At 66.6% G+C, this 12876-nt stretch carries 13 protein-coding genes and 1 tRNA gene; 2 read left to right on the top strand and 12 right to left on the bottom strand.

Features of this window, described 5'->3' with window-relative positions; all coding sequences use genetic code 11:
- Positions 1 to 12: 12 nt before the first annotated feature.
- Positions 13 to 1551 carry a hypothetical protein gene (locus tag ACS5PM_RS20880; protein WP_439389609.1) on the top strand — a complete coding sequence of 513 codons (1539 nt, stop codon included), beginning with the start codon at positions 13 to 15 and terminating at the stop codon, positions 1549 to 1551.
- Positions 1526 to 1798: a hypothetical protein gene (locus ACS5PM_RS20885; protein ID WP_439389610.1), complete on the top strand. Its 273-nt coding sequence runs from the start codon at positions 1526 to 1528 to the stop codon at positions 1796 to 1798. Before ACS5PM_RS20880 ends, ACS5PM_RS20885 begins: the two co-directional genes overlap by 26 nt.
- A gap of 7 nt (positions 1799 to 1805) precedes the next feature.
- Here ACS5PM_RS20885 and queE read toward each other — a convergent pair whose 3' ends face one another.
- The 12 genes from queE to ACS5PM_RS20945 all read right to left on the bottom strand — a co-directional run bounded on the left by queE (position 1806) and on the right by ACS5PM_RS20945 (position 12855).
- On the bottom strand, positions 1806 to 2447 hold the full coding sequence (queE, locus tag ACS5PM_RS20890; RefSeq protein ID WP_439389611.1) for a 7-carboxy-7-deazaguanine synthase: 642 nt from the start codon (positions 2445 to 2447) through the stop codon (positions 1806 to 1808).
- Between the two features lie 10 nt (positions 2448 to 2457).
- Entirely contained in the window at positions 2458 to 3378 is a 921-nt protein-coding gene (locus tag ACS5PM_RS20895; RefSeq protein WP_439389612.1) for a 6-pyruvoyl trahydropterin synthase family protein, read from the bottom strand.
- Between the two features lie 233 nt (positions 3379 to 3611).
- Positions 3612 to 3688: transfer RNA gene (locus ACS5PM_RS20900), tRNA-Pro, on the bottom strand.
- A gap of 30 nt (positions 3689 to 3718) precedes the next feature.
- Positions 3719 to 4168, bottom strand: a complete 450-nt coding sequence (locus ACS5PM_RS20905; RefSeq protein ID WP_439389613.1) for a MerR family transcriptional regulator — start codon at positions 4166 to 4168, stop codon at positions 3719 to 3721.
- Between the two features lie 47 nt (positions 4169 to 4215).
- A complete protein-coding gene (locus ACS5PM_RS20910; RefSeq protein WP_439389614.1) occupies positions 4216 to 4557 on the bottom strand; it encodes an integration host factor subunit alpha in 342 nt (113 codons plus the stop codon).
- A 77-nt stretch (positions 4558 to 4634) separates the two neighbouring features.
- Entirely contained in the window at positions 4635 to 7058 is a 2424-nt protein-coding gene (gene pheT / locus ACS5PM_RS20915) for a phenylalanine--tRNA ligase subunit beta (protein WP_439389615.1), read from the bottom strand.
- Between the two features lie 52 nt (positions 7059 to 7110).
- Positions 7111 to 8166, bottom strand: a complete 1056-nt coding sequence (pheS, locus tag ACS5PM_RS20920; RefSeq protein WP_439389616.1) for a phenylalanine--tRNA ligase subunit alpha — start codon at positions 8164 to 8166, stop codon at positions 7111 to 7113.
- Positions 8167 to 8289: 123 nt separating this feature from the next.
- Positions 8290 to 8646, bottom strand: a complete 357-nt coding sequence (gene rplT / locus ACS5PM_RS20925) for a 50S ribosomal protein L20 (protein ID WP_439389617.1) — start codon at positions 8644 to 8646, stop codon at positions 8290 to 8292.
- A gap of 32 nt (positions 8647 to 8678) precedes the next feature.
- Positions 8679 to 8882: a 50S ribosomal protein L35 gene (rpmI, locus tag ACS5PM_RS20930; protein ID WP_439389618.1), complete on the bottom strand. Its 204-nt coding sequence runs from the start codon at positions 8880 to 8882 to the stop codon at positions 8679 to 8681.
- A 139-nt stretch (positions 8883 to 9021) separates the two neighbouring features.
- Positions 9022 to 9546, bottom strand: coding sequence for a translation initiation factor IF-3 (gene infC / locus ACS5PM_RS20935; RefSeq protein WP_439389619.1), 525 nt, complete (start codon positions 9544 to 9546; stop codon positions 9022 to 9024).
- A 105-nt stretch (positions 9547 to 9651) separates the two neighbouring features.
- A complete protein-coding gene (gene thrS, locus ACS5PM_RS20940; RefSeq protein ID WP_439389620.1) occupies positions 9652 to 11571 on the bottom strand; it encodes a threonine--tRNA ligase in 1920 nt (639 codons plus the stop codon).
- Between the two features lie 201 nt (positions 11572 to 11772).
- Positions 11773 to 12855, bottom strand: a complete 1083-nt coding sequence (locus ACS5PM_RS20945; RefSeq protein WP_439389621.1) for a patatin-like phospholipase family protein — start codon at positions 12853 to 12855, stop codon at positions 11773 to 11775.
- Between the last annotated feature and the right edge of the window lie 21 nt (positions 12856 to 12876).

The following is a 12876-nucleotide window of genomic DNA, read 5'->3' on the forward strand; positions in this document are numbered from 1 at the left end:
ACGGAGGCTCCGATGGCGATCGACAAGGTCGTGCTCGCGATGCAGGCGGCTTTGCTGTCCAAGTATGGCGACGAGGGAATGGCACGGATCGCAAGAGCATTGCGCGCCCTCGTGTCTGCCGACAAGCGCCGGGGCCTCGCCACCGAGGTGATCCATCTGGACGCCGCGGCCGCCATGGCGCCCTATGGAGGCCCGGCGCCGGCGATACCCGATGCACGTGCCGTCAAGGCGGCCATCGATCGAATCGCCGCCGTGCTGCAGCCGCACTACATCGTCCTGCTGGGGGGGCCCGACGTGATGCCCATGGTTCCGATCGTCAATCCGGCCTACAGCGGAGCGGACGGCGATGGAGACCGCCACGTGCCCAGCGACCTGCCCTACGCCTGCGAGGCGCCCTACGGAACCGATGCCAATCGCTTCCTCGGCCCGACGCGCGTGGTCGGACGGCTGCCGGACCTGATAGGCGCCCGCCAGCCCATGCTGCTCACACGACTGATCAACGCGGCGGCCCGCGCCAAGCCTCGTCCCCGGGCCGACTACCAGGGCAGCTTCGGCCTGAGCGCCCAGGCGTGGGAGAAATCGACCGCCCTGAGCCTGACCAACACCTTCGGCCACGCGGACGACCTGCTGACCTCGCCGCCGCGCGGTCCGCGTTGGGGTGCTCGCCAGCTGGCGCCGCGAATCCACTTCATCAACTGCCACGGCGGCGACAGCGCGCCCGAGTACTACGGCCAGCCGCCCGATGTCGAGGAATTCCCGGTCGCCCATCGCGCCAGGCTGCTGGCCGGCAAGGTGAGCGCTGGCACCGTCGTCGCCGCCGAATGCTGTTATGGCGCGCAGTTGTACGACCCGGCCGATGCCGGCGGCGAAAAGGGCATCGCGCTGGCCTACCTGGAAGACGGTGCCGCCGGCGTGTTCGGCAGCACGACGATCGCGTATGGCCCCTGCGAAGGCAACGGGGCCGCCGACCTGATCTGCCAGTACTTCATCCAGCAGGTGCTGGGCGGCTCCTCGCTGGGCCGTGCCACGCTCGAGGCAAGGCAGAAGTTCGCCGGCGCCCGCACCCATCTCGACCCCTACGACCTCAAGACGCTGATGCAGTTCTACCTCCTGGGCGATCCGTCGGCCCAGCCGGTGGCCATGAGCGCCCATTCGCTGACCCAGACCAAGGCCTTCCGCAAGGCCTTCGCCGGCAGCCAGGATCGCACCGTGCGCAACCTGCGCCGTGAACGGCTGGAGCGCGAAGGGCGCAACCTCGGCAAGTCGCTGCCGGCGCTGAAGGCAAGCGATCGCGCTCCGGCCGACAAGGTCGCCTCCGTGCTCGAGGCGTTGAGACGCGAGTCGGGGCTGCGCGAAGATCTGGTCCACCTGAGTTTCGAGATCCGCCCGCGAGGACGCGATGCGTCATCGGGGCACGCACGCCGCGTGCACGTGATCAAGGGGCGCCGCCCGGTCATCGAGGCCGAGCAGCGCGTGGTTCGACTGGTGGCCATCGTGGCCACCGAGGAAGAAGGTCAATTGCTGCATGTGCGCCGCCTCCATTCCCGCTGATGACGACCGCGTGGTGCTCGAAGGCCGCGTCGAGAAACGCCCGCTCGGGCAAGGCAGCAAGAGCGCCCACGAAGGCATGGTGCTCGTGCTGGCCGACGGCAGCTATCGCGTCCTGCGGCGCCCAGGGGGCAATGCCATGCGGGATCCCGTGCTCGAGGCGCTCGAAGGTCAGCAGGTGCGCCTGCGCGGCCGCATCCGGCCGAACTTCTTCCTGCTGGACCCGATGGACGACGAGCCGAGCGACTGAGCCCGACTCAGTCGATGCCGACCACCTTGTGCGTCTGGATGCCCAGGCGCCACTGCGGGTGACTCATGCAGTAGTCGATCGCCAGCTGCGTGTTCTGCGCTCGCTGCGGCCCATCCATCGGTTGCAGGAAGAAGTGCCTGAACGCCATCTTCGAGAACCGCTCGGGCAAGGCCTGCGTCTGGGGATAGACCAGCTTCAGTTCATCGCCGGCCGTCAACACGAGTGGCGCGTCGGCCTTGGGACTGACGCAGATCCAGTCCAGGCCTTTCGGCGCCGGCTGGGTACCGTTGGTCTCGACGGCCACCTCGAAACCGTGCGCGTGGAAGGCGGCCACCAGCTCTTCATCCAGCTGCAGCAAGGGCTCGCCCCCGGTGCAGACCACCATCGGTCGGCCACCGGCATCCGGGGGCGCCCGCCAGGTCGACGCCACCGCGGCGGCCAGGGCTTCGGCGCTTTCGAATTTGCCACCGCCGATGCCATTGGTGCCGACGAAATCGGTGTCGCAGAAGCGGCAGGTCGCGCTGGCCCGATCGGCCTCGCGGCCGCTCCACAGGTTGCAGCCGGCAAAGCGGCAGAAGACGGCCGCGCGCCCGGTCTGGGCGCCCTCGCCTTGCAGCGTGTAGAAGATTTCCTTCACCGAGTAGGTCATCGCCGAATGCTCAAAGCCCGGGACGGGGAAGGACTTCACCGGCACACGCGATGGCGCCGACGCCGTTGCTGTCGAACAGGTCGACCCGATCGACGGCCGGCAGCACGGTGCGAGCCTGCGCCAGGACCCAGGACGAGACGGTGGCCGGATCGCAATCGGGCAGGTCGGGCAGGTGTTCGTGCAAGGCGTGGTGATCCAGCGCCTTGAACACCGGCCGGAACTTCTCCTTCACTTCGCCGAAGTCGAGCGCCCAGCCGCGCAACGCATCCAGCGGCGCACACACATGCAGGCGCAGCGTCCAGGTGTGGCCATGCAGACGCGCCAGCGGATGGCCCTCTGGGGCGTGGCGCAGCCGCAGGGCGCTGTCGATGTGGAAATCCTTCCAGATGCGATGGACCTGTCCATCGTAGTGCGCGCCGCATGAGGCAGTCTCGTAGACCTTGACCGAGGCCAGGCCTTGCACTGGTGTGCACAGGCGATCCCAGATCCAGCGCGAGAGGATCTCGCTCGTCGGGTTCTCCAACCCGGGCAGCTCATTCAGGCACGCATAGTTCAAGGCGTGATGCAGCGGCGCCCAGTGCTCGTCGAGCCGATCAGCGGCCAGGTGGGAAGACTCTCCATCACCCATGCGGGCCATCACCACCGCCTCGAAACCATGGCCGTGCATGCGGCCGCATTTGTGTCCCAGCGCGACGTATGGCAGGCGATGCGCAGACTGGAAGGCATAGCGGCGCCAGACCCAGGCCTCGCCCCCGGCCCCCAGCTCCACGCCGCTCGCGGAGCTGCTGCGAACACCCAGTTGTACAAGCGGTGGCAGTTCGGCTCTCGCGAGGATCCAGCGCCCCAGCGACACGTCGCCAGGATCGGCCACGCGGTCGTTCAGCAGCACCTTGTCCAGGGGAGCGACGGCCGCCCGGAGGTGTTCGGCCAACTCGTGGGACTCGGCCCCGGGAAATGAAGCCCACCCGGCCGGCAGAAGGGCTCGCACGTGCGCTCGAAAGCCATGGCCATGCAGGCCCCGACTGGGGTGGGCGAGCGGCAAGCCAGGGACGTGGCGCGCCGAATCGAAGCCTGACTCGGCGGTGATGAACTGGCGGCTCGTGAACATGCGCGGGAAAGACAAACGGGCTAGCAGCGCTTGGCTGCTAACCCGTTGTTGTTGGTTGGTCGGGGTGGCGGGATTCGAACTCGCGACCCCTTGCACCCCATGCAAGTGCGCTACCAGGCTGCGCTACACCCCGACGAAGCTCGCAGTATAGCCGCTGCCGGCGTCAGATCTCGAGCAGGTCGCGAATCGCCAACAATTCGTCGCGCATCTGCTCGACGCTAGGGTTGACGGGCAGCACCGGCAGGCGCAGCTCGGCCGTGGCGCCGTGATGGTTCAGTGCGGCCATCGCCACGGCCGCGTGAGGCGCTGGCGATGTGACAGGCTGGTCTTCGACGTGGATCTCCGGCGTCGGAGCTTCCGACAAGCGATTGCGAGCGCCACTGATGGTGAAACCCTGGTCGTACAGCAGATCGCGGATACGCCGGATCAGCAGGACCTCGTGGTGCTGGTAATAGCGCCGGTTGCCCCGGCGCTTCATGGGCTTGAGCTGGGTGAACTCCTGTTCCCAGTACCGCAGCACGTACGGCTTGACGCCGCACAGCTCGCTCACCTCACCGATCGTGAAGTAGCGCTTGGCGGGAATGGCGGGCAAACGGGAGGCCCCGGAGTCCATGGAATTCAGCCTGTGAAATCAAAGCGCTTCGGCGAAGTGCTCAGACTCTACTCGAACTCCTCCGCCGGGGGCACGTCGCCCTGAACAATTGCTTTCAACTTGTGACTTGCGTGGAAAGTCACGACGTTTCGTGCCTTGATCGGAATGGGTTCACCGGTGCGCGGATTGCGGCCGGGGCGCGGAGCCTTGCGGCGGATGGCGAAATTGCCGAAGCCCGAGAGCTTGACGTCGGTGCCTTGCACGAGCGCTGCGTTCACGATCTCGAAGAAGGCCTCGACCATGTCCTTGGACTCTCGCTTGTTGAGTCCCAGGCGCTCGAAGAGGAGTTCGGCCAGCTCGGCCTTCGTCAGCGTGGGCGTCTCGAGGGACGGCAGGATCACGCGGTCCAAGGCGGCCGAAGGCTCGGTCGACTCAACCGGCTCCGTCGGTTCGGCGGGAAGTTCGTGGGCCATGTTGGGTCCGGCGTTCATGCGCGCAGCCGCGCACCATGAGCGGACTGCGCACGCGCCACGGCCTGCGAGACCACGGATTCGATCCGTTCCTCGGTGAGCGTCGCCGCGTCGTCCAGCAGTTCCAGCCGTACCGCCATGCTGCGGTGGCCGGCTGGAATGTCGACCGTTTCAGCGGCGGGCCTGTAGATGTCGAACAGCGTCGCGCGACGCACGAGGCCGGCCTCATCGGCACTCAACGTGGCCATCAACTCTTCGTGCGTGACCCGCTCGGAGACCACCAGGGCGAGGTCACGATGAACTGCCTGCTGACGCGCCACGGGTTGCGCCAAAGGCACATCCCTGCGCTGCACCGCGGCCAGGTCGAGTTCGAACAGCATCGGAGCCTGCGGCAGTTCATAGGCCTGCCGCCACTTCGGGTGCAGTTCGCCCACATGCCCTATCACCTGCCCGTCCAGCTCGATTGCCGCGCAACGGCCCGGGTGCATCGCAGGGTGCTCGGCAGCCAGGTACCGCGCCCGACGCGGCGCCAGAAGCGCTTCGACGTCGCCCTTGATGTCGAAGAAGTCCGCCGGCTTGTCGCTCTGCCCCCATTGCAGGGTGGCGACCGGCCCGTATGCCAGGCCACCGACCCGCTGCGGCTGGGCAATGCCCTGGACCGTGCCGTCGTCCGCCGCCACGCTCGCATCGCGGCGGAACACCCGGCCGAGCTCGAAGACACGCACCCGTGCGGCCTTGCGCGAGAGGTTGTAGCGCAGCACGTTGATCAGGCTGCCGACGAGGCTGGAACGCATGACCGAAAGGGGCGCCGCGATCGGGTTCAGCACGCGAATCGGATCCGCGTTGCCCGCCAGTTCCTCCTCCCAGCGAGCCTCCACGAAACTGAAGTTGATCGTCTCCTGGTAGCCCAGGGCGGCGAGGGCGTGCCGCACTTGGTGAGGGCTGCGCTGGGCTTCCGACCGCACGCGCGCCCTCACGGGCGCCAGCGGCGGCGTCGAAGGCAGGCGTTCGTAGCCCAGCACCCGCGCCACCTCCTCGATCAGGTCTTCCTCGATCGCGATGTCGAAGCGCCAGCTCGGGGGCGTCACCGTCAGCACGCCCTCGCCTTCGGTGAACGCCAGACCCAGTCGGCGCAGCACGCCGGCGCATTCCTCCTGCGTGACCGGCATGCCGATCACCTTGGCGGCCCGCGCGACCCTCAAGGTGACCGGCCTGGCCTGCGGCAATGCGCCTTGCCAGTCGGTCATGGGGCCGGCTTCGCCGCCGCAGATGTCCTGCACCAGGCGGGTGATGTGCTCGATGTGTTCGACCGTCAGCGCCGGATCGACGCCACGCTCGAAGCGGTGGCCGGCATCGGTCGAGAACGTGTAGCGGCGCGAACGGCCGGCCACGGCGTCAGGCCACCAGAAGGCGGCTTCGATGTAGATGTTGCGGGTGTCGTCCGACACGGCCGTCGAATCGCCGCCCATGATGCCGGCCAGGGACTCGACCTGGACGTCGTCGGCGATCACGCCGACCTTTTCGTCCAGCTCGATCGTGCTGCCATTGAGCAGCTTCAGGCTCTCGCCGGCCCGGCCCCAACGCACCGTCAGTCCGCCGTGGATCTTGTCCAGGTCGAAGATGTGCGAGGGCCGCCCGAACTCGAACATCACGTAGTTGGAAATGTCCACGAGCGGCGAGACGCTGCGCTGACCGCAACGGGCCAGGCGATCCACCATCCACGCCGGCGTCACGGCCTTCGGATTCACGCCCCGCACGACACGGCCGGAAAAGCGGCCGCAAAGGTCGCCCGCCTCGACCTTCACCGCCAGGCGCTGGTCATGCTCGGGCGATACGGCGGCGAAATGCGGCACCTTCAGCGGCGTACCCGTCAGGGCCGAGACTTCTCGCGCGATGCCGTACACGGACAGCCCGTGCGCGAGGTTGGGCGTCAGCTTCAGCGTGAACAGCGTGTCGTCGAGCTTCAGGTGCTCGCGGATGTCCTGCCCCACGGGAGCATCTGCCGCCAGTTCCAGCAGGCCGCCGTGATCGGTTGACAGCTTGAGCTCGCGGGCCGAGCACAGCATGCCGAAGCTTTCCACCCCGCGAAGCTTGCCGACCTTGATCTCGAAGGGCTGCCCGTCCTCGCCGGGGGGCAGCTTGGCCCCCACCAGCGCCAACGGCACGCGGATCCCCGCGCGCGCGTTCGGCGCACCGCAGACGATCTGCAGCAGGCCATCCTTGCTGTGCGGCCCGGCGTCCACGCGACAAACGCGCAGCCGGTCGGCATTGGGATGCTGGTCGGCCTCGACGATCTCGGCCACCACGATGCCGCTGAACGGGGGCGCCACCGGCTCCAGCGCCTCGACCTCCATGCCGGACATGGTCAGCAGGTCAGCCAGCTCGGCGGTGCTCAAGGCAGGGTTGCAGAACTCGCGCAACCAGGATTCAGGGAATTGCATGGGAAACGATTTCGGGCGTTGGTGCTCGGGGCGGCAGCGCAGTGATGCGCTCTTACTGGAACTGCGACAGGAAGCGCAAATCGCCGTCGAAGAACAGGCGCAGGTCGTTCACGCCGTAGCGCAGCATCGTGAGCCGGTCCGGCCCCATGCCGAAGGCGAAGCCGATGTAGCGCTCGGGATCGAGTCCGAAGTTGCGCACCACGTTCGGATGGACCTGCCCGGAGCCGGCGACTTCCAGCCAGCGACCCTTCAGCGGCCCGTGGGCAAACGCGATGTCGACCTCGGCCGAAGGCTCGGTGAAGGGGAAGAACGAGGGCCGGAAGCGGATCGACAGGTCGTCGGTCTCGAAGAAGTTCCGGAAAAAGTCGGAGAAGACCGCCTTCAGGTCCTTGAAGCTGACGTTCTCGCCGATCCACAGGCCCTCGCACTGGTGGAACATGGGCGAGTGGGTCGCGTCGCTGTCCACGCGGTAGGTGCGACCCGGCGCGATGACGCGGATCTCCGGCATGGCCTCGCCGCGCGCCAGGGCCTCGGCGTGGCGCGCCGCGTGGGCGCGCGCGTAGCGCACCTGCATCGGGCTGGTGTGCGGGCGCAGGTTGAGCCAGCGTCCGCCATCGTCCTTCATGTCGACGTAGAAGGTGTCCTGCATCGACCGCGCCGGGTGGTTCTCGGGGTTGTTCAACGCCGTGAAGCTCATCCAGTCCGTCTCGATTTCCGGCCCGTCCGCGACATCGAAACCCATCGAACCGAAGATCGATTCGATGCGCTCCATCGTGCGGGACACCGGATGCAGCCCGCCGGCACCGCGCTGGCGACCCGGCAAGGTGACATCCAGCGACTCGGCCTTCAGCTGGGCTTCGAGTTCGGCAGCGGCGAGCTTGTCCCGGCTGGCGGTGAGGGCGGCCTCGATGACTTGCTTGGCTTGATTGATCTCGGCGCCGCGCGACTTCTTCTCTTCAGCCGTCAAGGCGGCCAGGCCCTTGAGCATCTCGGTCACGCGGCCGGACTTGCCCAGGTAGCGAGCCTTGGCGTTCTCCAGCTCGGCGGGTGTGGCGGCACCATCGAAATCGGCGCGGGCGGCAGCCACCAGTTGATCGAGGTCGTTCATGCGCGAAACCGGATGGGGAATGAGAAGCGAAATAAAAAAGGCCGCACCAGCAGGTGACGGCCTTGGAGTGCCAGTGCAGCCCCTGGAAGCCTCTGACGAGGCCCCGCGGGGCATGCGACGGTATCAGCTCAGCTGGGCCTTCACCTTGTCGACGATGCTCGCAAAAGCGGCCGGGTCGTTGATCGCCATGTCCGACAGGACCTTGCGGTCCAGGTCGATGTTGGCCTTCTTCAGGCCGGCGATGAACTTGCTGTAGGTCAGGCCCAGACCACGCGTGGCGGCGTTGATACGGGCGATCCACAGCTGGCGGAAGACGCGCTTCTTGGTGCGGCGATCACGGTAGGCGTACTGGCCCGCCTTCATCACCGCCTGCTTGGCGATGCGGAAGACGTTCTTGCGGCGACCACGGAAGCCCTTGGCCAGGGCCAGGATCTTCTTGTGGCGGGCGCGGGCGGTGACACCACGTTTGACGCGAGGCATTTGTGCTTTCCTTTCAGTCCGTCGTCAGAAGATCAGAGACCGGCGAAGGGCAGCATCGCAGCGACGTGGCCCATGTTGGTCTCGTGCACATTGGCGGCGCCGCGAAGCTGGCGCTTGGTCTTCGTGCTCTTCTTGGTGAGGATGTGGCGCTTGTACGCCTGACCGCGCTTGACGGTGCCACCCGGACGGACGCGGAAGCGCTTCTTGGCCCCGCTCTTGGTCTTCATCTTGGGCATGACTGCTCCTTATCAATTGCCTAGGCTGGGCGGCCACCGAGGGTTCGGCGACGCTTGACGGGCCTGCCAGGCTTCTCTCTTCATCCCGGCGGCGACCAACCGCCGGGCGAATCCTTCAATTCTCGGGTCGCAACGACCGCTACTTCTTCTTCGGCGCCAGGACCATGATCATCTGGCGGCCTTCCAGCTTGGGCATGTGCTCGACCAGTGCCACGTCGGACAGTTCGTCTCGGATGCGCTCCAGCAGGCGCATGCCGATGTCCTGGTGGGTGATCTCACGGCCGCGGAACCGCAGCGTCACCTTGCCCTTGTCCCCGTCCTCCGCGATGAAGCGGCGCAGGTTGCGCATCTTGATCGCGTAGTCGCCCTCATCGGTGCCGGGCCGGAACTTGACTTCCTTGACTTCGATGACCTTCTGCTTGGACTTCGCTTCGGCGGCGCGCTTTTGCTCCTGGTACTTGAACTTGCCGTAGTCCATCAACCGGCAGACCGGCGGATCGGCTTGGGCGGCAATCTCGACCAGGTCCACGTCGGCTTCACCAGCCATCCTCAGCGCATCCTGAATGCTCACGATGCCGAGCGGCTCGTTGTTGACGTCATTCAGGCGCACATTCGGGGCCATGATTTCGCGGTTGAGTCGATGCTTGCGCTCGACGTTGGGCATCCGACGGTCGGCAAAGGTAGCGATGGTTCAAACCCCTTAAACAGGTCCTGAGGCAAGGGCAGGACCCGACAAAAACGTTCGGCGAACGAAAACCGAGGCAAAACCTCAGAGCTTGGCCGCAATGTCGCCTGCGAGCTTCGACTGGAAGTCTGCGAGGGACATCACGCCCAGATCCTGGTTGCCTCGGGCGCGCACCGCGACGGCCCCGCTTGCCTTTTCCTTGTCGCCTACGACGAGGATGTACGGGACCTTTTGCAACGAATGCTCGCGTATTTTAAACGTGATCTTCTGGTTGCGCAAATCACCCTCGGCCCTAACTCCTTGTTTTCTCAGCGTTTTGACCACGGATTCGACGTAATCGGCCTGTGCTTCGGTGATGGACGAGACCACCACCTGGACCGGCGCCAGCCACGCCGGCAGGGCCCCCGCGTGCTGTTCGATCAGGATGCCGATGAAGCGCTCCAGGCTGCCGACGATGGCCCGGTGCAGCATCACCGGCGTCTTGCGCTCGCCCGATTCGGCCACGTACTCGGCGCCCAGGCGCTCGGCCATGAAGAAGTCGACCTGCATCGTGCCGCACTGCCATTCGCGGCCGAGGGCGTCCTTGAGCGTGTACTCGATCTTGGGGCCGTAGAAGGCGCCGTCGCCGGGCGAGACGACGAACTCGCAGCCCGAGCGGCGCAGCGACTCCATCAGCGCGTGCTCGGCCTTGTCCCAGCTCTCGTCCGAGCCAATGCGCTGCTCTGGCCGCGTGGCGATCTTGTAGAGGATGTCCTGGAACCCGAAGTCGGCGTAGACCTTCTGCAGCAGCGCCGTGTAGGCCACGCACTCGTCCAGGATCATGTCTTCCGTGCAGAAGATATGGCCGTCGTCCTGCGTGAAGCCGCGCACCCGCATGATGCCGTGCAGCCCGCCCGTCGGTTCGTTTCGGTGGCACTGGCCGAACTCACCGTAGCGCAGCGGCAGGTCGCGGTAGCTCTTGATGCCCTGCTTGAAGATCAGGATGTGACCCGGGCAGTTCATCGGCTTGATGGCGTAGTCGCGCTTCTCCGACTCCGTCGTGAACATGTTCTCGCGGTACTTCTGCCAGTGGCCCGTCTTCTCCCACAGCGACTTGTCGAGGATCTGCGGACCCTTGACCTCTAGGTAGTCGTTGTCGCGGTAGACCTGCCGCATGTACTGCTCGACGCACTGCCAGACCGCCCATCCCTTGGGATGCCAGAAGACCGTGCCGGGCGAGTGCTCGTCGATGTGGAACAGGTCGAGCTCGCGGCCCAGGCGCCGGTGGTCACGCTTCTCGGCCTCCTCCAGCATCGTCAGGTACTTCTGCAGATCCTCCTTGCTGGCCCAGGCCGTGCCGTAGATGCGCTGGAGCATCTCGTTGCGATGATCGCCCCGCCAGTAGGCGCCGGCCACCTTCATCAGCTTGAAGTGCTTGAGCTTGCCCGTGGACGGCACGTGCGGGCCGCGGCAGAGATCCTCGAACGTCCCCTCGCGGTAGAGCGACACGTCCTCGCCCGGCGGGATGGAGCCGATGATCTCGGCCTTGTAGTGCTCGCCCATGCCGGCGAAATAGGCCACCGCCTCGTCGCGCGGCAACACCCGGCGCTCGACCTTCTCGTCCTTCTTCGCCAGCTCGACCATCTTGGCCTCGATGGCCGCCAGATCCTCGGGCGTGAACGGGCGCTTGTAGGAGAAATCGTAGAAGAAGCCGTTGTCGATGACCGGGCCGATCGTCACCTGGGCCTCGGGAAAGAGCTCCTTCACCGCATAGGCCAGCAGGTGCGCCGTGGAGTGGCGGATCAGGTCCAGACCTTCGGCATCCTTGTCCGTCACGATGGCCAGGGCCGCGTCGGCTTCGATGCGATGGCTCGTGTCCACCAGCCTGGCTTCGGCGCCGTGGCCGATGCGGCCGCCCAGCGCCGCCTTGGCCAGGCCGGGGCCGATCGAGGCGGCGACGTCGGCCACCGTGAGCGGGCCCGGGTACTCGCGTTGGGAACCGTCGGGCAAAGAGATCTTGATCATGGGAAGTCCAAAACAAAAAGCGCGGCAAGGTGGCCGCGCTTCGTGTGAGGGAAAGTAAGAACGTGTTCGAACGAGCCGCGGCCGACTAGGAATCAACTCCAGAGGTCGTAGTTCGCGGTGTCATAACCCGTGCTGCCTTTCCTGCTCTTGGTGCTGGTGTGGAAGCTTCGATTCTAAGTCCAGGGGCCTGCTCGTGGACAACTACAGGGCTTCGGCCTCGATCGACGAGCTCGATTCCACGAGGTCCGCGAACTCGTCTGCCAGCCGTTGCCCTTGCGAGACGGCGCCCCGCCAGGCCGCCTGGCGGGCTTTCACATCCGTCCCGTAGCGCTTGAAATCACCCCGATCGGGCAGCTTGCCGCCCGGCAAGGTCTCCACCCAGGCCGGGTTCGGCGCCAGCACGACGAGGCGGTCCAGCGCGGGCGTGGCCCGGTGCCGGTGGCGAAGCGACTTGTCCAGCCAGCCCGGCACCACGGCCGCCTGGAAGTGCGGATACAGGGCGAGGCCGTCCCCCAGGCCGTCGTAGCGCCAATGGAGGTGATAGTCGGTGATGCCGCCATCCCAGTAGGCCCCCGGCGGGGCCCCGGGGATGTCGTGCACGGCCTGCATCCAGAAGGGGATGGAGCAACTGGCCATCACGGCCGGCACCAGGTTGCCGGCATCGAGGCGGACGGTGCGCGTGCGGAAATCGGTCAGGGGCAGCGGCAGGGCATCACGCCCGTCGGAGAACACGACCCGCTCCATCCAGCCGCCGAGCGCTCGCCGGGACACCGCGTTGGCGGCGAAGGCGGTCATGAAGCCCAACGGGGTGCTGAAGCGGCCCTCGCGTCGAAGCAGGTGCCGCCCCCGGCTGGTCACCACGTGCAGGCGCCAGTGCGGATGGGCCAGCAGATCGGCCTGGCGGCCATCGAAATGGCGGTGCAGGGTGTCCGCGAAATCCTGGCTCACCGAACGAGCCGTGGGGGTCTGCCCGTCGGCGCGCGAATAGTCGCTCTGGATGTAGTCCTCGGCCAGACGTTGAAGGGCGTGATCGGCATCGCCCAGGCACGCCGCCGCCATGCGCCACGCGCCGATCGAGGCGCCGACGAGATGCACGGTGTGGCTCGATCGCGGCAGCCAGTGGCCGAACAGGTAGCGGTCCAGCGGATTCAGTGCAAGTCCCTTCGGGCCGCCGGCCGCTGCAGGGATCACTCGCACATCCTGCGGACGCAACCCTCGCTCGCGCAGCTGCGCCCTCGCCGACGGGCCCGCCAGGATGCGCAGCGCCCTGATCCCTTCACCCATGAGCCCACTGCCCTTCCATGC

The sequence above is a fragment of the Ideonella flava genome (assembly GCF_051857595.1).
Classification (GTDB): Bacteria; Pseudomonadota; Gammaproteobacteria; order Burkholderiales; family Burkholderiaceae_C; genus Ideonella.